Origin of the sequence: Rhodococcus sp. IEGM 1306 (assembly GCF_036541985.1) — a bacterium.
GTDB classification, from domain to species: domain Bacteria; phylum Actinomycetota; class Actinomycetes; order Mycobacteriales; family Mycobacteriaceae; genus Rhodococcus_F; species Rhodococcus_F qingshengii.
Window position 1 is genome coordinate 236,602 of the sequence record NZ_JAZHFF010000008.1, and the last position, 21,040, is coordinate 257,641.

At 64.5% G+C, this 21,040-nt stretch carries 19 protein-coding genes; 8 read left to right on the top strand and 11 right to left on the bottom strand.

What is annotated here, in order from left to right; genetic code table 11:
- Positions 1–36: 36 nt before the first annotated feature.
- Entirely contained in the window at positions 37–756 is a 720-nt protein-coding gene (locus V3587_RS23130) for an aspartate/glutamate racemase family protein (RefSeq protein ID WP_283377277.1), read from the bottom strand.
- A 282-nt stretch (positions 757–1,038) separates the two neighbouring features.
- Between V3587_RS23130 and V3587_RS23135 the strand changes: the two genes are divergently transcribed.
- Together V3587_RS23135 and V3587_RS23140 are read left to right on the top strand one after the other, a co-directional pair.
- Complete coding sequence (locus V3587_RS23135; RefSeq protein ID WP_020970031.1) at positions 1,039–1,446, top strand: hypothetical protein; 408 nt, start codon at positions 1,039–1,041, stop codon at positions 1,444–1,446.
- On the top strand, positions 1,443–1,823 hold the full coding sequence (locus tag V3587_RS23140; RefSeq protein WP_003945334.1) for a DUF3817 domain-containing protein: 381 nt from the start codon (positions 1,443–1,445) through the stop codon (positions 1,821–1,823). Before V3587_RS23135 ends, V3587_RS23140 begins: the two co-directional genes overlap by 4 nt.
- Positions 1,824–1,885: 62 nt before the next feature.
- Here V3587_RS23140 and rdgB read toward each other — a convergent pair whose 3' ends face one another.
- The 7 genes from rdgB to clpS all read right to left on the bottom strand — a co-directional run bounded on the left by rdgB (position 1,886) and on the right by clpS (position 6,965).
- Positions 1,886–2,494 (bottom strand): RdgB/HAM1 family non-canonical purine NTP pyrophosphatase, encoded by a 609-nt coding sequence (gene rdgB, locus V3587_RS23145; RefSeq protein ID WP_019749148.1) that lies wholly within the window; start codon positions 2,492–2,494, stop codon positions 1,886–1,888.
- Between the two features lie 3 nt (positions 2,495–2,497).
- Positions 2,498–3,283, bottom strand: coding sequence for a ribonuclease PH (rph, locus tag V3587_RS23150; RefSeq protein WP_003945332.1), 786 nt, complete (start codon positions 3,281–3,283; stop codon positions 2,498–2,500).
- A gap of 52 nt (positions 3,284–3,335) precedes the next feature.
- Positions 3,336–4,094 (bottom strand): cyclic nucleotide-degrading phosphodiesterase, encoded by a 759-nt coding sequence (locus V3587_RS23155; RefSeq protein WP_007733274.1) that lies wholly within the window; start codon positions 4,092–4,094, stop codon positions 3,336–3,338.
- 97 nt (positions 4,095–4,191) lie between these two features.
- A complete protein-coding gene (locus tag V3587_RS23160; protein WP_283377278.1) occupies positions 4,192–4,851 on the bottom strand; it encodes a rhomboid family intramembrane serine protease in 660 nt (219 codons plus the stop codon).
- Between the two features lie 91 nt (positions 4,852–4,942).
- Positions 4,943–6,010, bottom strand: a complete 1,068-nt coding sequence (locus V3587_RS23165) for a P1 family peptidase (protein ID WP_283377279.1) — start codon at positions 6,008–6,010, stop codon at positions 4,943–4,945.
- The gene (gene aosR, locus V3587_RS23170; RefSeq protein ID WP_003945318.1) at positions 6,007–6,597 is read right to left on the bottom strand and encodes an oxidative stress transcriptional regulator AosR; all 591 of its coding nucleotides are present in this window, start codon (positions 6,595–6,597) and stop codon (positions 6,007–6,009) included. Before aosR ends, V3587_RS23165 begins: the two co-directional genes overlap by 4 nt.
- A 56-nt stretch (positions 6,598–6,653) precedes the next feature.
- A complete protein-coding gene (gene clpS, locus V3587_RS23175) occupies positions 6,654–6,965 on the bottom strand; it encodes an ATP-dependent Clp protease adapter ClpS (protein ID WP_037132099.1) in 312 nt (103 codons plus the stop codon).
- A 121-nt stretch (positions 6,966–7,086) separates the two neighbouring features.
- Between clpS and V3587_RS23180 the strand changes: the two genes are divergently transcribed.
- The 3 genes from V3587_RS23180 to V3587_RS23190 are packed head-to-tail and all read left to right on the top strand — an operon-like array spanning position 7,087 to position 11,129.
- Entirely contained in the window at positions 7,087–8,427 is a 1,341-nt protein-coding gene (locus V3587_RS23180) for a nicotinate phosphoribosyltransferase (RefSeq protein ID WP_283377280.1), read from the top strand.
- Positions 8,424–9,071, top strand: coding sequence for a nicotinamidase (locus V3587_RS23185; protein ID WP_063316261.1), 648 nt, complete (start codon positions 8,424–8,426; stop codon positions 9,069–9,071). The genes V3587_RS23180 and V3587_RS23185 overlap by 4 nt, the downstream gene beginning before the upstream one ends.
- A 9-nt stretch (positions 9,072–9,080) precedes the next feature.
- Positions 9,081–11,129 carry an ATP-dependent DNA helicase gene (locus tag V3587_RS23190; protein WP_007733265.1) on the top strand — a complete coding sequence of 683 codons (2,049 nt, stop codon included), beginning with the start codon at positions 9,081–9,083 and terminating at the stop codon, positions 11,127–11,129.
- 68 nt (positions 11,130–11,197) lie between these two features.
- Here the strand turns inward: V3587_RS23190 and glgP are convergent, their stop codons facing one another.
- Positions 11,198–13,798, bottom strand: coding sequence for an alpha-glucan family phosphorylase (glgP, locus tag V3587_RS23195; RefSeq protein ID WP_042446167.1), 2,601 nt, complete (start codon positions 13,796–13,798; stop codon positions 11,198–11,200).
- A gap of 177 nt (positions 13,799–13,975) precedes the next feature.
- Here glgP and V3587_RS23200 point away from each other — a divergent pair, with 177 nt between their 5' ends.
- From V3587_RS23200 to V3587_RS23210, 3 genes are read left to right on the top strand one after another with little or no spacing between them, the layout of a single operon-like run.
- Positions 13,976–16,000, top strand: a complete 2,025-nt coding sequence (locus V3587_RS23200) for an alpha-1,4-glucan--maltose-1-phosphate maltosyltransferase (RefSeq protein WP_030537901.1) — start codon at positions 13,976–13,978, stop codon at positions 15,998–16,000.
- The gene (gene glgB / locus V3587_RS23205; RefSeq protein WP_003945366.1) at positions 16,000–18,201 is read left to right on the top strand and encodes a 1,4-alpha-glucan branching protein GlgB; all 2,202 of its coding nucleotides are present in this window, start codon (positions 16,000–16,002) and stop codon (positions 18,199–18,201) included. Before V3587_RS23200 ends, glgB begins: the two co-directional genes overlap by 1 nt.
- On the top strand, positions 18,201–19,649 hold the full coding sequence (locus V3587_RS23210; protein ID WP_003945377.1) for a neutral zinc metallopeptidase: 1,449 nt from the start codon (positions 18,201–18,203) through the stop codon (positions 19,647–19,649). Before glgB ends, V3587_RS23210 begins: the two co-directional genes overlap by 1 nt.
- Positions 19,650–19,667: 18 nt before the next feature.
- Here V3587_RS23210 and V3587_RS23215 read toward each other — a convergent pair whose 3' ends face one another.
- Together V3587_RS23215 and V3587_RS23220 are read right to left on the bottom strand one after the other, a co-directional pair.
- Entirely contained in the window at positions 19,668–20,564 is an 897-nt protein-coding gene (locus V3587_RS23215) for a tetratricopeptide repeat protein (RefSeq protein WP_283377283.1), read from the bottom strand.
- 105 nt (positions 20,565–20,669) lie between these two features.
- Positions 20,670–21,032 carry a DUF3817 domain-containing protein gene (locus tag V3587_RS23220; protein ID WP_003945330.1) on the bottom strand — a complete coding sequence of 121 codons (363 nt, stop codon included), beginning with the start codon at positions 21,030–21,032 and terminating at the stop codon, positions 20,670–20,672.
- Positions 21,033–21,040: the final 8 nt, after the last annotated feature.

The window sequence follows — 21,040 nt, forward strand, 5'->3', positions numbered from 1 at the left end:
GATCCGGCGGGGCTTTTTCGGTTCTCGTGAGCAAGGTCAGCGCTTTCGATCCTTGACCGGTGGAGTCATGTACGTCGTCCGACTCGGTGTCAGCCCCAGACGGACCGAGCTCTCCAACCAGGTGATCGCCGAGGCCGTCGGATCCACAACCGGAACGTGAATCCCTTTGCCATGCAGTTTGTCTCGGACCGCACTGGTCACACCGAGCATCCCGGTGCAACCGAGAACGACGGTGTCGGCCTCGCCGTTCTCCACTGCCGCAGACGCCTGAGCGGCCAGTCGATCGATCAGTTCCTCCCGATCGGTGAGGCCCAGCACCGGCATGTCCACGACCCGAATACTGCCCAGCCGATTGTCCAGCCCATACCGCCGAGTGAGCGATCGGAGCATCGGCACGACATTCGGCAGGATGGTCACGACACCGACGCGATCGCCCAGACTCATCGCTGTCAGAAATGACGGCTCGAAGCCGCCGACCACCGGAGCGTCGATGATCTCTCGGGCGGCATGCACTCCGGGATCGGCGAAACACGTGATGAACACACCGTCGACGCCGTCGGCTGCCGCCTCCTCGACCCGCTGCACGATCCCGGGGCCGGCAAGTGCCTCGTCGTACTCGGACTCGATGCTCGCCGTGCCAGAGAGCAGTGACACGACGTCGACCGTCGTACCGGGCGCCGCCCAGTGCTCCACATCGGCTGTCACCGCCGGAGTCAGTGTGGTGTCGATGACCGGGCGAATCACTCTGATGTGCATGAAACACTCCCCTGCTTTCGGATACGCGCCGAGGTTATCGATGCAGCACAGCCGGGAGAATGTGTTCAGTGCCCTGGCGTTGCGGGTGAGGATGGGCATAGCGCACAGGTGCTGCGGGACGGCCTCTACGACACGCCGTGGCACGGCCTCTACGACACGCCGTGGCACGGCTCCTACGACACGCCGTGGCACGGCTCCTACGACACGCCGTGGCACGGCTTCTACGACACCGTGTCGGAGATCGCAGGGCGAGGCACTATAGCTCTCAGGTACCGTCTTAGTGTGTCCAAGAACGCTACTAAACGCCGACCTGCGCTGATTCTGCTGGTCATCGTGTCAGCTGCCGGCTGCCTCGCGCTCGGCTGGTGGCAGTGGGAGCGCTTCGAAGCCGTCGGAGGCTCGGGACAGAATCTCGGGTACGCGTTCCAGTGGCCGCTGTTCGCGGCGTTTGTCGTGTACGCGTATCGCAAGTTCGTTCAGCTCGAAGACGTGGACCCCGAAGAGGCCGAAGCCGAGGAAGCCGCCGCTGAGCCGCGTGAGATTCCCGCCGACCTCTTGCCGCAACGCCCGCGGGCCGAGTTCGACGATGTGAACCTCGACGTCGACGACCCTGAAGCCCGCCAAATGCTGGAATACAACGACTACCTTGCGCAGCTCGCCGCTCGCGAGTCCGATAGGAGCACGACGTGAGTACCGGTTCGGAAGCGAGCATCGCTACCCCCGCGGTCAACGCAGAAAAGCAGAAGAAGGTTGCGTCGGCGCTGGTCCGATACCGCGTTCTCGCCTGGATCACCGGCCTCTGGCTGCTGTTCCTGACCGGTGAGATGGTCTACAAGTACCTGATTCTCGACAATTCGGCGGACGCACCGTCGTGGTTGTTCTACATCGGCCAGATCCACGGCCTGTTCTACATGCTCTATCTCGTGTTCACGATCGACTTGGCGATCAAGGCTCGGTGGAAGCCCGGTACGACGGTTGCCACCGCGCTCGCCGGCACGATCCCGTTCCTGTCGTTCGTGTTCGAGCACAAGCGAACTGCCCAGGTGAAGCAGGCTTACCAGCTCTGAGAGTTTCAAAAAGTGGAGCCCTGAACGCAGACGCGTTCAGGGCTCTACTTTTCGGATTCGGTTCAGCCGGCCAGTGCCGCCAGCGCGGGAACGAGCTGTACGAGCGCGCGCCCTCGATGTGACGCCGCATCCTTCTCGGCCGGGGTGAGTTCTGCGGCCGAGCGGGTGTCGCCGTCCGGACGGAAGATGGGGTCGTATCCGAAGCCGCCGTCGCCGGCTGGTTCGCGGCCGATCACCCCGCGCCATTCGCCGCGCACGACGGTCTCGTCGCCGCCGGGGATCACCAGTGCACAGGCGGAGACGAATGCCGCGCCTCGACGCTCGTCCGGCACGTCTCCCAGCTGAGCCAGGACCAGAGCCGTGTTGGCGCCGTCGTTTCCGTGAGTGCCCGACCATCGCGCGGACAGCACACCGGGCATACCGTTGAGTGCGTCGATCTCGACACCGGAATCGTCTGCGATGCAAGGCATTCCGGTTGCAGCTGCTCCGTCACGCGCTTTGGCGAGCGCATTCTCCTCGAACGTCGCTCCGGTCTCGGGGGCTTCGGGGAACGGCGGGACCTCGTCGAGCCCGACCAGTTCGATTCCGTTCACTCCAGCGGCGTCGAGCACCCGGTGAAGTTCCTTCAGTTTCTTGGCATTTCGGCTGGCAACCAGTACTCGTACGCTCACAGCTCAGGCACCGAACTTCTTCTTGGGTTCCGGATTCTTCGGTTCGGGTAGCACCCCGGGATAAGGCTCGGCCAGCGCTTGACGCTGGATCTCGAAAAGTTGCTCACAACCAGCCAGAGCGGAGTCGAGCAGCTTGTCCAGCGTCGAGCGTGGGAAGGTGGCGCCCTCACCGGTTCCCTGAATTTCCACCAGCGTGCCGGTGTCGGTGGCCACGACATTCATGTCGACCTCGGCACGCGAATCCTCTTCGTACGGAAGGTCGAGACGCACTCGTCCGTCCACGACGCCGACGCTGACGGCCGCTATGCCACACGAGATGGGCTGTGGGTCGGAGAGCAGGTCGGCTGCGCGCAGGTACGTCACGGCGTCGACCAGGGCCACGTATGCCCCCGTCACTGCCGCGGTGCGAGTGCCACCGTCGGCTTGGAGGACATCACAGTCGAGGGCGATGGTGTTCTCACCGATCGCCGCGAGATCGATGCACGCTCGAAGTGATCGGCCGATGAGTCGACTGATCTCCTGCGTGCGGCCGCCGACCTTGCCCTTGACCGATTCGCGGCCACTGCGTGTGTGCGTGGCGGCGGGAAGCATCGCGTATTCGGCTGTCAGCCAACCCAAGCCGGAGCCCTTGCGCCAGCGGGGTACACCCTCTTCGACGCTGGCCGTGCACATGACGCGAGTGTTCCCGAACTCGACCAGAACGGATCCGGCCGGATGACTGGTGAACCCGCGGGTGATCTTGACCGTGCGGAGCTCGTCGTCCGCCCTACCGTCTTCTCGTGTAGTCACCTTCGTGAGCCTAGCGGTCGCCCGGTGAGCGCTGCACCGAATGTGAGGGGAATCAGATGTCGTAGACACTTCCGGCGGAGACGGCATGGACCGGTCCGGAGAATTCGGATTTCGCTTCGGCGATCACGTCTTCACGCGATGTCCACGGCGGGATGTGCGTGAGGAGAAGTTCCTTGACGCCGGCGAGGGCAGCCACACGGCCGGCTTCCTTACCGGAGAGGTGAACTCCCTCGGGGCGATCCGGACTGTCGGTCCACGACGCTTCGGAGAGCAACACGTCTGCACCACGCGCGAGTTCGACGACGTTGTCGCACATACCGGTGTCGCCTGTATAGACGAGGACGCGGCCGTCGGCGCCGGTGATCCGGAAACCGTAAGCCTCGGGTGGATGATTCATCCGGCGGGCGACGACGCTCAGTTCACCGAACGTCACCGGCTCGTTCTCGGCCCAGAGCCGGACGTCGATGGTGTCGGAGATGTCGTCCATCTCGCCGGCGCACTCGGCGGAGGACACTCCGATGCGGCACGCGGTGTCGGTGGGGCCGTAAACCAGAGCCCGGCCGACCGGCGGGTTGGGGTGATAGCGACGCCAGACGAGCAGGCCGGGCATGTCGAGACAGTGGTCCGCATGAAGGTGCGAAAGCAGGATCGTCACCTCGCCCGGATCGGCGTATCGCTGCAACGCCCCAAGAACTCCCGGGCCGAAGTCGATCACGAGCGGCGGAGTTCCCGGTGCCGTGAGCAGGTATCCCGAAGCCGGTGAATCCGGACCCGTGACGCTGCCGGAACACCCCAGGACGGTCATGCGCATACCGGTCATGCTGCCACGTCTACCCGTCTGGGAAAAAGCTCTTGGTGGTTTTGGCGCGTCGAAGTCACACCGCAGTGAGGGTGTGACCCACGTCCGTTCAGAAACTCGGTGGTCGAACGGCCGGCACCGACCCGGCGCGCTTGGCCCTCTCCCCCGACGTGAGCGCCCAGGCGGCAACCACGCCGCCGATCGCTCCGAACAGATGCCCTTGCCAGGAAACCCGTGGATCGCTCGGCAGAACGCCCCACAGCACTCCGCCGTACACGACGAAGACGGCAACGCCGATCAGGATCTGTGTGAAGCTCCGCGTGAAGAACCCGCGCACCAGCAGGTAGGTGACCCAGCCGAAGATCAGCACGGACGCACCGACGTGATTCGAGTTCGAGCCGGCGAACAACCAGGTCCCGACGCCGCCGATCACCCAGATGATGCCGGTCGCCGCGAGTCCCCGCGCAATTCCCGACACCAGCACGAGGTATCCGAGGATCAGCACCGGAATGGTGTTGGCGATCAGATGACCCCAGTCGTCGTGCAGCACCGGGGCGAACAGGATTCCCCACAGGCCGTCGAGCGTGCGCGGGGTGACGCCGGCGTTCTGGACGTTCTGACCAGAAATGACATCCACGATCTCGATCACGTAGAGCAGGATGGCGAAGCCGCCCACCAACAGGGCCGACTGCTTCCACACCGAGGGCGGACCGGATTTCGGTGCCGGCGTTCGGGTGCCGAAATCCGGATTGTTGAAATCCATCGTCATCGTGTGCGTCCTCCACCGTCGATCCGGTTTTCTGATCGGTCACTTCCAACCAGGCTCAATTCGAGGTTACCGCCGATTCCAGGAGCGCTGCCTAGAGAAATGCCGACGGAAAGAGTTCGCGGTAGCTCGGGATTCCGGCAACCGACGTGGCGTCCAGAATCGCCTTCACGATCGCCCGTTCGACCACCTGCGCCGAAGCCGCGCACACCGCGTCGAGTATCGGCAGATCGTTCGGGAAAGCGTCCGGAACCGTGATCTCCGAATTCGGAGTGTGATCACCGGTGGCGAGCGCGAAGATCGTGTCGCCGTCGAGCGGTGAATGTGCGGGCCGAATCGCACGGGCCAGACCGTCGTGACCGGCGACAGCGACGCGTCGGCACCCGGCTTTGGTCAGGGCAGCGTCGGTGGCGACGACGCCGATCGTGGTGTTGAGGACGGTGCCCTTGGCTGCAACGGCATTGGCCGCCGCAAGTTCGGACGCGTCGGGAACCCTGAGGCCGAACGACTCCGCCCCGTCCGAGCCGACGCCCCACGGCAAACCTGTTCGAGGGTCGAAGACCGAACCCACCGGGTTCGCCACGATCACAGCGGAGACCGTCGTGCCCTCGGCGGGGCCGTCGACGATCACGACGCTGGCCGTTCCCACCCCACCCTTGAGCGCCCCGGCTCTGGCACCTACCCCCGCGCCGACCGTGCCGGTGGCGAATTCGCGCGAAGCAGTGTCGGCAGCGAGGAATCCGAAATCGCCGGTCGGACGAACGGTCCAGTCCCCCACCGGCAGATCGAAGATCACGGCGCCGGGCACGATCGGTACCACCTGGCCGGGAGCGCCCATCGCGATCCCGTGATCGTGTTCCTCGAGCCAGCGCATCACTCCGTCGGCCGCGGCAAGTCCGTAGGCACTACCGCCGGTCAACAGCACGGCATTGACCTGCTGAACCGAATGGCTCGGGTCGAGCAGGTCTGTCTCGCGGGTACCCGGACCGCCGCCCCGGACGTCGACTCCGGCGACCACACCGGCCGACGCGAGCACGACCGTGCAGCCGGTGGCTGCGCCGCTTCCGAGAGTGGCTCCCTCGTCGAGCTTGTGGTGATGACCGACGGCGAGGCCGGCGACATCTGTCAGTGAATCAGTGGGCCCGGTCCGCGTTGTGGTCATGGCATGAGCGCCTGGACGAGGGAGTCCTGCATCCACGTCAACCAGTGATAGACGTCGAGATGCGGGGCTCGCGGGTCGTCGGGTTCGAGGCTTTCCGGTGTGTCGGCGTCGATGCCGAGATTGGTTCCGAGCGCGAGACGGACGTCGTTGAGCGAGGACAGCCAGGCGTCGGCCTGTTCCTGCGTGAGAACGACCTTGCCGCCGGCCTCCGGAAGCGAAGCCAACAACATGCGAGCGGACTCACGCTTGGCGTCGATGATCTCGGGTTCGTGCAAACTGCGCAGCGCGCCGTTGACATTGGCGCCGGCGTCGTCGAGATCGTCACTGTCCGGAGCGACCTTGTCCGGATCGGTGCGCTGGAAGTCGGGAAGCAATCGCGCCAACACCGGATTGTCGGGCGTCTCCGAATTTCCGGTACGAAGACCCGTCAGCGCGGCGAGCTCGTCTTGCGGCGCCGAAGACGCGCGCTCGTCGAGAAGCCCGGTCACCGACTCCACGAGCGAGCGCAGAACCGCCGCCTCGTGGCCGTCCATCTCGGACTTGAACTTCACTCCGCCGAGTGAACTCTTCCTACTCCACGTCCGCACGCGTCGGACTCCCGTCTACGAGTTAGGCGAACAAATCGGTCGAAAAAGTGCTTTTCTCAGGTGTCGTCGCGTTGCATCGTGGCCCAGAGACCGGCAGCGTGGAGGCGACGAACATCGGCCTCCATCTTGTCGCGCGAACCGCTCGAGACCACGGCCTTGCCCTCCGAATGGACTTGCATCATCAGGTCGGTGGCCTTGGCTTTGCTGTAGCCGAACAACTTCTGGAACACGTAAGTCACGTAATGCATGAGATTGACCGGGTCGTCCCAGACGATGGTCACCCAGGGCCGATCTGCGGCTTCGATGGTCGAAACAGCCTCCGACTGCTCGGGCGTGGCTTGAGGAGAGGAAGCCGTAGCGCCTCTCATCGTTACGTTCGCCGAGTAAGTGCCGGACACGGTCGCGCCGCCGAAAACCATGTATCCAGGGTACGGCGCGACGAGAGGCGACAACACCCACCCACGTCGTCTCGCGCATAGAGTTGTGTGCGTGCCTACGCAAATTTCCGACATCCGCGACGCCGGTGCCAGCACCGCACTGCTCACCGATCAGTACGAACTGACCATGCTCTCGGCGGCTCTCGCCGACGGATCTGCCTTCCGCAACTGCAGTTTCGAGGTATTTGCACGGCGGCTGCCAGACGGCCGTCGCTACGGCGTCGTCGCCGGTACCGAGCGCCTTCTCGACGCACTCGAGCAGTTCCGGTTCGGTGAACCTGAACTGGCGATCGTTGCAAAATTTCTCGACGACACGACCGTCGAGTGGCTGCGCAACTATCGATTCTCCGGTGACATCGACGGCTACCGCGAGGGAGATTTCTACTTCCCCGGATCACCGATCCTCTCGGTCCGCGGAACGTTCGCCGAGTGCGTCATCCTCGAAACCTTGATTCTCTCGATCCTCAACCACGACAGCGCGATCGCTTCGGCCGCTGCCCGCATGGTGAGCGCAGCGGGCGGTCGACGGATGATCGAGATGGGCTCGCGTCGTACACACGAACAGGCCGCCGTCGCCGCTTCACGTGCCGCCTATCTCGCCGGCTTCGACGCCACCTCCAACCTCGAAGCCGCGCGGCGTCACGACGTACCCAGCGCAGGTACCAGCGCGCACGCCTTCACGCTCCTGCACACCACCGAGGACGGTCCGGACGAGGCAGCGGCATTCCGCGGTCAGGTCGCCGCTCTGGGCGTATCCACCACCTTGCTGGTCGACACCTACGACATCACCGAGGGTGTGAAAACGGCTGTCGCCGTTGCCGGTCCCGAACTGGGTGGAGTTCGCATCGACTCCGGCGATCTCGGCGTTCTTGCTCGTCAGGTACGCCAACAACTCGACGATCTCGGCGCTACCAAGACACGCATCGTCGTCTCCGGCGACCTGGACGAGTACGCGATCGCGGCTCTGCGCGCCGAACCCGTCGACTCGTACGGCGTCGGTACTTCCCTGGTCACCGGATCAGGCGCCCCCACCGCAGGCATGGTTTACAAGCTGGTCGAGGTCGACGGAATCGCGGTCGAGAAGAAAAGCACCAACAAGGCATCTCGCGGCGGCGCCAAGAAGGCACTGCGCGTAGTGCGTCCGACCGGCACGATCGTCGAAGAAGTCATCTACCCCGCCGGATCACCGTCACCTGTCTCCGAGGCGGACGGAGCGACCGAACTGCTGATCCCGCTGGTTCGCGAAGGCAAGGTCGTCGACAGCGCGCCGACGCTCGAAGAGAGCAGAGCGGTTCTGAAGGCAGGGCTCGTGAGCCTGCCGTGGGAAGGCCTCAAGCTCTCGCGCGGAGACTCGGCTGTGCCCGTTCGATTCACCGGAGGTGAGCACCAGTGAGTGCAAAAGCACTGATAATTGTCGACGTTCAGAACGATTTCTGTGAAGGTGGCGCTCTTGCAGTCGACGGCGGTGCTGCGGTTGCGGGAGCCGTCAACGATTTCGTCAACTCCCACGAGTACGACGCCGTAGTCGCGACTCGCGATTTCCACATCGACCCTGGGGCGCACTTCTCCGAGAATCCCGACTTCATCGACAGCTGGCCGGTTCACTGCGTCGTCGGGACAGCCGGCGCCGAGTTCCATCCGGCGTTCGACGCTTCCGTCGCCGGGTCGGCGATCTTCTCCAAGGGCGCCTACAGCGCGGCCTACTCCGGTTTCGAAGGAGCAGCCGAGGACGGAACGACGCTCGAGGACTGGCTCCGCGCCCACGAGATCACCGACGTCGACGTGATCGGAATTGCCACGGATCACTGTGTCAAGGCCACGGCCGTCGATGCCGCGCGCGCGGGGTTCGCCACGACTGTCCTTCTCCCCTTCACCGCTGGTGTGTCGACCGCCACGATCGAGTCGGCATTGGTGCAGATGCGGGAGGCGGGAGTGCAGCTGATCGGGCGAGACGAGGCGTCGCCGGAAGAAGACTCGAATGCCGGTGAACTACCCCGGGAATCATCCGTGGACGTTTCTGACGTAGGGATCCATTAACCTTCGTGGGTGGCCGATCAACTCCCGAACGTTCCCGAACTGCTCCAGACAGCGGTGCGGTCGCTCGGCGGTGCCGAACGAACCAGTCAGCTGACGATGGCGTCCGCCGTGGCGCACTCGATCGACACCGGCGAGCATCTGGCCGTCCAGGCCGGCACCGGTACCGGTAAGTCGCTCGCCTATCTCGTTCCGAGCCTGCGCCACGCGGTCGAATCGGGACGCACCGTGGTCGTGTCCACCGCCACCATCGCGCTGCAGCGTCAGCTCGTCGACCGAGATCTGCCTCGGCTCGCCGATGCCCTGAAGAAGCCACTCGGCCGACGCGCAGAGTTCGCAATCCTCAAGGGCCGCAACAACTACCTGTGCATGAACAAGATCCACACCGGCGCGTCCGAACAGCCACCCGAGGACGAGTTGTTCGATCCGTTCACGGTCTCGCGTCTCGGCCGGGAGGTCGTCCGCCTCACCGAATGGTCCTCCGACACCGAAACCGGTGATCGGGACGAATTGGTGCCGGGCGTATCCGATCAGGCGTGGCGGCAGGTCAGTGTCACCTCCCGCGAATGCATCGGTAAGAACCAGTGCCCGGTCGGTGAGGACTGCTTCGCCGAGCGCGCCCGAGTCGAGGCGTCGAAGGCCGACGTAGTGGTCACCAACCACGCACTGCTCGCGATCGACGCCATCACCGGCATCCAGATCCTGCCTGACCACGACGTCGTGGTGATCGACGAGGCCCACGAGTTGGTCGACCGCGTTACCGGCGTCGCCACGGCCGATCTCACAGCTTCGTCGATCAGTGCCGCGGCCAGGCGTTGCGGCAAGATCGCCGAAGAGCAGGATGCCGATCGCCTCGAAGCTGCCGGCGAGGGTTGGGCTGGACTCCTCGAGGAATTGCGCCCAGGTCGATGGGAAGGCCTCCCGGACGGTGCGGCGCCCGCACTGGCCGCGATACGCGACGCGGCCTGGTCGCTGCGCACCGCGATCGGTCCGGCCAAACCGGGCATGGCAGCCGCAGACCCCGAAGCCGCTGCGGCCCGCAACGCCGCACTCTCGTCCGTCGACGACGTCCACGACAGTGCCGTGCGTATTCTCACCGCTTTCGACGAACCAGACCCGGCAAAGCGCAAGGACGTCGTCTGGCTGTCCTCGGACGAGTTCCGCGGATCGGTGCGGCGCTCCGTCCGGATGGCTCCGCTCTCCGTCGGCGGATTGCTGCGCTCGCGACTGTTCGCCGAATCCACCGTCGTTCTCACTTCCGCGACACTGACCGTCGGCGGATCGTTCGACGGTCTCGCCGTCAACTGGGGTCTTCCTGCGGAATCGTCCGCGCGCCCCGACTCGGGTACCGCCATCGGCACCGAAGCACCTTCTGACGCTTCGGCTTTCCGCTGGAACTCACTCGACGTCGGGTCGCCCTTCGACCATGCAAAGGCCGGCATCATCTACATTGCCCGCCACCTGCCCACGCCCGGCCGCGACGGCCTCTCCCCGGTCTATCTCGACGAGATCGCCGAACTCGTCGAGGCTGCGGGCGGACGCGCCCTCGGCCTGTTCTCGTCGATGCGCGCCGCCAAAGCCGCCTCGGAGGCGATGCGTGAACGCCTCGACACCCCCATCCTGTGCCAGGGCGACGACGCCACTGGCACCCTCGTCAAGGCCTTCGCCAAGGACGAACCCACGTCACTGTTCGGCACGTTGTCCCTGTGGCAGGGCGTCGATGTTCCGGGTCCGTCACTGAGCCTCGTCATCTTGGACCGGATTCCGTTCCCGCGCCCGGACGACCCACTGTTGATGGCTCGCCAGCAGGCTATCGAATCCCATGGCGGTAACGGCTTTCTCAGCGTCTCGGCCAATCACGCGGCGCTGCTCCTGGCACAGGGCGTCGGCCGTCTGCTTCGTAGCACCGACGACAAGGGCGTGGTGGCCGTGCTCGATCCGCGTCTGGCCACGGCGAGATACGCGGGTTACCTTCGCGCATCGCTGCCTCCGTTCTGGGAGACGACCAACCCCGAAGTCGTCCGCAAGGCGCTCACCCGCATCCGCGACTCACGTCCCTGAGCCGGTTCTCACGCGGGCACAATTCTGCCCCGGTACCGACCGAACGGACCGGGGCAGAATGCAATACGTCAGACGCTCGGAGTGGTCACCAACCCGAGTTCGGACGCATCGACCAACAACCGGTGATGCGGCAGCACCCGCACGGTGTATCCCACGGAGCCGGAGACCGGAAGCGCAACCTCGGCTTCGAAGATCTCGGTTCCGTCCTCGGCGCCGAAGTGCGTCATCGGGAACGTCACCACGTCGGTGAGTTCCTCGCCTGGGCTGACGCGTCCCAGGACTGCCTGAACCTCCACATCCGAGACCGACAAGCCGCCGAGGCGGACCTTGGCCTTCAAAGAGATGGTCGCACCGATCTCCGGAGTGTCCGGCAAGCCGGAACCGTCCACCTGCTCGACGGCGACCGACGGCCACTGCGACTCGATACGGCGACGGAACTCGGCCACCTCACGCGCGCCGGCAAAATCGTCCGCCACTACCGCTCGAGCTGATTCTGCCGAAGGGGCGTAGTAGTCGACGGCGTAGTCACGAACCATGCGTGATGCCAACACCTTCGGGCCCAGATTCTCGAGGGTGTGGCGAACCCTCTCGACCCAGCGCGTCGGCAGATCGGCTGCATCACGGTCGTAGAACGTCGGCAGTACCGCGTGCTCGAGAAGTTCGTAGAGGGCGCTGGCTTCCAGATCGTCACGCCGCACGTCGTCGAGAACACCGTCGGCCGTCGGAATGGCCCACCCGTTCTCGCCGTCGTACATCTCGTCCCACCATCCGTCGCGAATGGAGAGGTTGAGGCCGCCGTTGAGCGCGGATTTCATGCCGGAAGTACCGCACGCCTCGAGGGGGCGAAGCGGGTTGTTGAGCCACACGTCGCAGCCCCAGTACAAGTAGCGGGCCATCGACATGTCGTAATCAGGCAGGAAGACGATGCGGTGACGCACATCCGCTTCGTCGGCGAACCGCACGACCTGCTGGATGAGTGCCTTACCGCCGTCGTCGGCGGGGTGCGACTTGCCGGCCACCACCAACTGCACCGGACGTTTCTCGTCGAGCAACATCGCACGCAGACGCTCGGGATCACGCAGCATCAGCGTCAACCGCTTGTACGTCGGAACGCGCCTCGCGAATCCGACTGTCAAGACGTTGGGATCGAATACTCCAGTGGTCCAGCCGAGTTCGGCCTCGGTCGCGCCGCGTTCGAGCCAGGACGCTCGGACGCGACGACGAACTTCGTCGACCAACTTGCCGCGCAACGCATTACGTGTTTCCCACAGTTCGGTTGCCGACAACTCGTGCAGGCGCTCCCACCCGCGTGCTTCTTCGAGTTGCTCCTGACCGACGATCCGCCTGGCCACGTCCATCCACTCCGGCGCCGCCCACGTCGGCGCGTGAACACCGTTGGTGACCGAACCGATCGGCACCTCGTCGGCGTCGAAGCCCGGCCAGAGACCATTGAACATGTCGCGGCTGACGATGCCGTGCAACTTCGAGACGCCGTTGGCTCGCTGGCCCAGGCGAAGACCCATGTGCGCCATGTTGAAGATCGACGGATCGGCTTCACGCCCCATCCCGACGATGCGGTCGACGGTCAGGCCGGGAAGCAAACTCGATTCGTTCTCGCCGTTCGCTCCGCCGAAGTAGTGACGGACCAGATCCGCCGGGAAGCGGTCGATTCCGGCGGGAACCGGAGTGTGCGTCGTGAAGACCGTTCCGGCACGGACCGCGGCCAGAGCCGAATCGAAGTCCAGACCGCTGGTGGTGACAAGTTCCCGAATCCGTTCGATGCCGAGGAATCCGGCATGCCCCTCGTTCATGTGGAACACCTCGGGATCGGGCAATCCGTACGCCGCGGTGTAGGCGCGCACCGCGCGGACGCCGCCGATACCCGCGAGGATCTCCTGCTTGATGCGGTGATCCTGGTCCCCGCCGTAGAGACGGTCCGTGACGCCGCGCAGATCCGCGTCGTTCTCGGCGATGTCGGAATCGAGCAGCAGCAACGGCACTCGTCCGACCTGAGCGATCCACACTCGCGCACGCAGCACCCGGCCACCGGGCATGGCGACGTGAATGACGACCGGCGATCCGTCTTCGGAAGCCGGGCCTGCGTCCGTCAGCAAACGAAGAGGCAACCCTTGAGGGTCGTGCGGCGGGTAGTGCTCGGCCTGCCAACCGTCGGCGGTCAGCGACTGGCGGAAGTAGCCGGATCGGTAGAGCAGTCCGACGCCGATGAGCGGCAGCCCGAGGTCGGACGCGGCCTTGAGGTGATCGCCCGCCAGGATGCCCAATCCACCGGAGTAGTTGGGCAGAACTTCGCTGACTCCGAACTCCATGGAGAAGTACGCAATTCCGCCGGCTAACGATGTGCCCTTGGCCTGCTGGGACTGATACCAACGCGGGGTGCTCAGATAAGCATCGAGATCGGCTGCTGCAGTGTCGAGGTCACCGAGAAATGCCTCGTCACTGCTGAGTTCGTCGAGACGGGTGGGGTCGACTTCCCCGAGCATGCGGACCGGATCGAACTGGACTGCTTGCCAGAGTTCGGGGTCGAGTCGCGAGAACAGATCCTGTGTCTCGGGATGCCACGACCACCGAAGGTTGGTGGACAGGGGGCCGAGCGCGGCGAGGCGCTCCGGAAGGTGGGCTCGGACAGTGAACCGACGCAAGGCTTTCACCCCGCGAACCCTAGTCGAGTTCTTTGCACTCTGTCCGGTGGAACCGAACGCCCGAGCCGACCTGACCACCGACAGACCCGAATTCGTCGTTATCAGCACTCCAGCGCCGCACCCACTACGGTTGAACCCGGCGAAAGAAAGTTTTACCGCGATCCATCACCAGAAATGGAGCTTCCCGTGTCAGGACGCCTCGGTATCGACGACGTGGTACCCGAGATCTCGGGTAACTATCCGGCAAAGGCCGTGGTCGGTGAAGTCTTCCCAGTGCACGCCACCGTGTGGCGAGAAGGCCACGACGCCATTTCCGCCACTTTGGTCGTGCGTGGTCCGCGCGGTACCAAGCCGCTGCGCATTCCGATGGATCCCGGGACCGAACCGGACACCGTCGACGCGGTGTTCACGCCGTCCGCCGAAGGCATGTGGTCGTTCCGGATCGAGGCGTGGAGCGATCCCATCGCCACCTGGAAGCACGCCGTGGAAGCGAAGCTCGCCGTCGGGCAAGGGGCGGCCGAGTTGGCCAACGACCTGGAAATCGGTGCGCGCCTGTTCGAACAGGCCGCGCACGAGGTACCGCGGGGCAACAGGTCCAGGCTCGAGGCCGTCACGGCGTCGCTGCGCAGCGATCAGGCACTGACTGCTCGCGTCGCGCCGGCCTTCGCCTCCGACGTCGCCGAACTGCTCCGCGCCACTCCGCTCCGTGAACTGGTCACCAAGGGCGAGTCGCACCCCGTCGTCGTCGATCGCAACCGTGCACTGTTCGGATCGTGGTACGAGTTCTTCCCCCGCTCGACGGGCGGTTGGGACGAGAACGGGGTGCCGCAACACGGCACTTTCCGAACCTCGGCCGAAGACCTACCCCGCATCGCCGCAATGGGTTTCGACGTCGTCTACCTTCCGCCGATCCATCCCATCGGCGAGATCAACCGGAAGGGACGCAACAACACTCTCACTCCCGAACCCGGTGACGTCGGCTCGCCGTGGGCCATCGGCTCGGTCGACGGCGGGCACGACGCTGTTCACCCGCAACTCGGCACGCTCAAGGACTTCAAGGCCTTCGTCGCTGCGGCCCGCAAGCTCGATCTCGAAGTGGCACTGGATCTCGCGCTGCAGTGTGCCCCGGATCATCCATGGGCCAAGAAGCATCCGGAGTGGTTCAACGTCCTTCCCGACGGCACCATCGCCTACGCCGAGAACCCGCCCAAGAAGTATCAGGACATCTACCCGATCAACTTCGACACCGATCCTCGCGGTCTGGACAAGGAAATCTTGCGAGTCGTCCGACACTGGATCAGTGCCGGCGTCAAGATCTTTCGTGTCGACAACCCGCACACCAAGCCGCCCAACTTCTGGGAGACACTCATCTCGGAGGTCAAGAAAACTGACCCCGACGTCTTGTTCCTCGCCGAGGCTTTCACTCGTCCGGCGCGCATGTACGGCCTTGCCCGGCGCGGGTTCACACAGTCGTACACGTACTTCACCTGGCGAGTTGCGAAGTGGGAGCTCACCGAATTCGGTAACGAGCTGGCGGCGAAGGCCGACGAAGCCCGACCGAACCTCTTCGTGAACACGCCGGACATCCTGCACGAGTCCCTCCAGCACGGTGGGCCCGGAATGTTTGCACTGCGAGCAGCTCTCGCCGCCACCCTGGCGCCGACGTGGGGCGTCTACTCAGGTTACGAACTCTACGAACACCAAGCCGTTCGCCCCGGCAGCGAGGAATACCTCGACTCCGAGAAGTACGAACTTCGGCCGCGCCGTTTCGCCGAAGCAGCAGCGCGAGGCGAGTCTCTCGAGCCGTGGATCACCGCGCTCAACCGCATCCGGCGTGCACATCCGGCCCTGCAACAGTTGCGGAACCTGCACTTTCACCACATCGACAACGACGCGTTGATCGCCTACTCGAAGTTCGACGCCTCGACCGGTGACGCCGTCCTGACGGTGATCAACCTCAACCCGTTCGCTGCAGAAGAGGGCACCGTCTGGTTGGACATGCCGGCGCTCGGACGCGAATGGCACGACCACATGACCGTGCTCGACGAGGTAACCGGTGAGCAGTTCAATTGGGGCCAAGCCAATTTCGTCCGCCTCGAGCCCTGGCGTTCGGTGGCGCACATCCTCGCGCTCCCACCCGTTCCGTATCCGGCCCGGATCTCTCTGGCCTACCAAGCACGCAATGCGCACCGCGCAGGTGGAGGCAAGTGATGTCAACCGAGAAGTTCCCTTCGGGTATCGCACCGGACAATCACGATCTGGAGCTGTTGGCGCGCGGTGAACATCACGATCCGCACAGTGTCCTCGGCGCCCATCCCCACGCCGACGGCACCGTTCTGCGAGCGTTACGTCCCAACGCCGAGTCCGTCAGTGCCGTCATCGGCGGCAAAAACTTTCCTCTCGAACATGTTTCGAACGGAATCTTCGCGGCTCTGGTCCCCTACCCCGACCTGATCGACTATCGCTATTCCGTGACGTACCCGGGTGGACACACGGTTCTCGCAGCCGACCCTTACCGGTTCCTGCCTACTCTCGGTGAACTCGACCTACACCTGTTCGGCGAAGGTCGGCACGAACGACTGTGGGACATCCTCGGTGCACATCCGCGTTCTTACGAGACACCGGACGGCCCCGTCGACGGCACCTCGTTCGCCGTCTGGGCTCCGGCCGCCCGCGGCGTGACCGTCGTCGGCGACTTCGACGGGTGGAGTGGGCAATTCGCCCCCATGCGAGTCCTCGGATCCACTGGGGTCTGGGAACTCTTCCTGCCCGACATCGCAGTCGGTTCGCTGTACAAGTTCCGGGTCCACGGCCACGACGGCTCCGTTCGCGACAAGGCCGATCCCATGGCATTCGGTACCGAGGTCCCGCCGGCGACGGCGTCGCGAGTGACCACCAGTTCGCATGAGTGGAACGATGCGGCCTGGCTCGAAACCCGCGCCGGTGTCGATCCTTCGCAGTCCCCGATGAGCGTGTACGAGGTGCACCTCGGATCGTGGCGTCCGGGACTCGACTACCGGCAGATGGCCGAGCAACTCGCCGTCTACGTCACCGAAACCGGATTCACCCACGTCGAACTGCTGCCCGTCTCCGAGCATCCGTTCGGTGGATCGTGGGGATACCAGGTCACCTCGTACTACGCACCGACCTCCCGCTTCGGCACCCCGGACGACTTCCGCTGGTTCGTCGACCACCTGCACGCCGCAGGGATAGGTGTCATCGTCGACTGGGTGCCTGCACACTTCCCCAAAGACGAGTGGGCCCTGGCTCGTTTCGACGGAACTCCCCTGTACGAGCACGCCGATCCGCGTCGCGGCGAGCAGTTGGACTGGGGCACATACGTATTCGACTTCGGTCGCCGCGAGGTGCGGAACTTCCTCGTCGCCAATGCACTCTTCTGGCTCGAGGAGTTCCACATCGACGGACTTCGCGTCGACGCTGTCGCATCGATGCTGTACCTGGACTACTCACGCCCGGAAGGTGGATGGACTCCCAACATTCACGGCGGCCGCGAGAATCTCGAAGCCGTTGCGTTCCTGCAGGAGATGAACGCCACCGTCCACAAGAACCATCGAGGAGTCGTCACCGTCGCCGAGGAGTCGACGGCGTGGCCCGGAGTCACTCGGGCGACCAATGTCGGCGGCCTCGGATTCAACATGAAGTGGAACATGGGGTGGATGCACGACACCCTCGGGTTCCTCGGTCACGACCCGGTACACCGGACCTACCACCATCACGAGATCACGTTCTCACTGATGTACGCGTGGAGTGAGAACTACCTGCTACCGATCAGCCATGACGAAGTGGTGCACGGCAAAGGAACTCTGTGGACCCGGATGCCCGGCAACGACTTCGCCAAGGCGTCCGGCCTGCGCTCACTGCTTGCATACATGTGGGCGCATCCAGGCAAGCAACTGCTGTTCATGGGACAGGAATTCGGTCAGAGTGCGGAATGGTCCGAAGAACGCGGCCTCGACTGGTGGCAGCTCGACGATCAGTACACCGGCACTCTCCATCGCGGCGTCCAGCGACTGGTCGGCGATCTCAACTCCGCGTACCGACGTCATCCGGCCATGTGGACCCTCGACACCTCGCCCGGTGGATACTCCTGGATCGACGCCAACGACACCGAGAACAACGTCCTCAGTTTTCTGCGTTACGGTACTGACGGTTCGATTGTCGCCTGCCTGTTCAACTTCTCGGGCAGTGAGCACTCGAGCTACCGCGTCGGGCTACCAGAGCCCGGCCGATGGGTGGAAATTCTCAACACCGATGCCGAGGTGTACGGCGGCTCCGGAGTCGGGAACCTCGGAGCGGTCACAGCAACGTCGCATTCGTGGCACGGTCGGCCAGCCTCCGCACAGGTGGCGCTGCCAGCTGCTGGAGCGATTTGGATAAGTCTGGAGCGTTGATGGTCGGCCGGCGAGTAGTCATTGTCACGTCGTCACTGTTGGCAGTGGCAGCACTGCTCGCCGGTTGTGCCCAGGGAACGAGTGGCCACGCCGTCTCGATTTATCACGATCCCTTCCGCGTCGCCGGACTCGACGCAACGGCAGGACCAAGTGGGTTGCGTCCGGGAGCCCCCAACGCCGACCGAGCAATCACCGGCACCGACGGCGGGGACATCGACGCGCTGGCAGCCAACGCCATCACAGACATCGAAACCTACTGGGCCGCCGAGTACCCGGCTCTGTTCGACAAGCCCTTCGAACCGGTCGACGAGCTGATCTCGTGGGACCCCACCGAATCGAACGGCCCGGACTTCTGTGAGGAGACCACCGAAGAACTCATCAACGCCGGGTACTGCAGCATCGATCACACCATCGGTTGGGATCGTGAATTGCTGCTGCCCGAGGTGCGGGAGAAGTTCGGTGAAGTGGCCGTCGCGTTCATCTTTGCGCACGAGTACGGCCATGCCGTTCAACGCAAGGCCGGGATCGTCGGCGGTAAACGAGACGCAGCCCTGGTGCGCGAACAGCAGGCCGACTGTTTCGGTGGCGCCTTCTTGCGGCACGTCGCCGAGGACAAGGCCGCGCACTTCACGATGAACACCTCCGACGGACTCAACAAGGTGTTGGCGTCGGCGGTCGCCATCCGCGACGAAGACCCTAATGATCCTGAGAGCCACCATGGTTCGGCGTTCGAGCGCGTCACCGCCACTCAGATCGGCTTCACCGACGGCGCCGGTGCGTGCGCGAAGATGGACGCCGACGAAATCGAGTCACGGCGTGCAGACCTCCCGCAGCAGTTCGCCGAGGGCAACGATTCCGGAGAACTGCCCGTCACCGAGGCAACTCTCGACGAGTTCGTGAAGACCTTCCAAGCGATCTTCGATCTACCGCAGCCACCGAAGGTCGTGTTCACCGGCGCAGACACCGGGTGCAGCGATGCCGTTGCGACCGAACCCGTCTCGTACTGCCCGTCGACGAACACCATCGGAATCAGCGTCGACGACCTTGCCGAGCGCGGCACGCCGGGTCGCGTCGGGCGACGCGAGTTGATCCAGACCAACATCACCGGTGACTACAACGCCTATGTCCTGCTCGCGTCGAGGTACACCCTCGCGATGCAGAAGGAGAACGGCCAATCGCTCGACACTCCGCAGACTGCCCTGCGCGCGGCCTGCTTGTCCGGCGTCATCACCGCAGCACTCAGTCCCACCAACGCCGCGGCGTCCGGAGCACAGGTCACACTCTCTCCCGGCGACCTCGACGAAGCCGTATCGGGGCTGCTGACCGACGGCCTGGCTGCCAGTGACGTCAACGGTGAGACGGTTCCGAGCGGGTTCGCACGTGTCGACGCGTTCCGGACCGGCGTTCTCGGTGGCCGGGAAGTGTGCGACAGCCGCTACACGGAGTAGCGACTGCCGGTCCACACGTCAGTAGAGAGCGGAAGCCAACTTACGACGGGCCGCGATGACGATCGGTTCTGCCGGGTCGAACAGTTCGAACAGTTCGAGCAGGCGCGTCCGAGCGGCAGCCTTGTCGTCGCCGGCAGTTCGCGAGACCACCGAGATCAAGCGGGCGAACGACGCCTCGGGTTGCTGGGCGAACATTTCCAGGTCGGCCGCAGCGAACTGCAGTTCGAGATCGGACGGATCAGCATCCGCGGCCGCAATCGACTCGGGATCGACACCCTGAACCCGAGCCATGAACTTCACCTGGCGGACAGCGCTCTTGGCCTCCGCATTGTTGGGTTCGGCGTCGAGAATTTCCTGGTACGCAGCGATGGCGGCGTCGAGATCGCCCTCGTCCAGCGCGGTTTCAGCGGCCACGAAGCGAGGATCCTCGACCTCCTCCACCGGTTCGTCCGCGTCGGAGACCGGCCCACTCAACTTGCCCTCGACAGCTTGGAGGACTGCGTCGAACCACTGGCTGAGCTGCGCCTCCGGCTGAGCGCCCTGGAAATCGGCCAACGGCTGACCGGCCGCGACAGCAATAACCGTCGGCACCGACTGGACGCCGAAAGCCTGCGCGATGCGAGGACTCACGTCGACGTCGACGTTGGCAAGAATCCACTTGCCGCCGGCTCGCGCTGCAAATGATTCGAGAACTTCGGTGAATACGACCGAGGGCTCGTATGCGCGGCCACCGATGTTGACGATCACCGGCACCTGGCTCGACTTCAGCAGGACTTCGCTTTCGAAGTTCTCCTCGGTCACCTCGATCACTGCCCCGGAGACAGCAGAAACGGCCCCGTCGCCGCTGGTGTTACGCGGCGGTGGTGGGGCCGTGGCCCGCTCTTTGAAGGCGGACAAGTCGACTGCGCCGCTCATGGCGGCAGCAACTGCGGACGAACGCGCGGGGGGCCTGGAACCTGGTCGAGTCACGGCTCCCAGTTTGTCACGAGTTGCGAGAAGCTACGTAGAGGGATGCAGCACTCAGACGAGCGCCGCGTTGCCCTTGGACGCCTCGAACTCCGTGGACAGCTCACCGAGCTTGCCGTTTCGCACTGCCCAGCGTTCGAAGATGACGGTGCCGAAGGGCGGAACGCTCGAGATCAGCGCAAGGATCGTGGTCTTGACGTCCCACTTGAGCGACCACGCGGTCAGGAGTGCAACAACGATGAACACCAGGAAGCCGGCGGTTCCGTGGACCATTCCGGGGATGCGAATCGCTTCTTCGTGTCCGAGGACCCACTTGAAGAACATGGCAACCAGCAAGGCCGCCCAGGTCACAGCTTCCCACCACGCCACCAGACGGAAGCGTTTCGCGGGAGTGGATACGTCAAAGATGTTCGCCATGAGGCCAT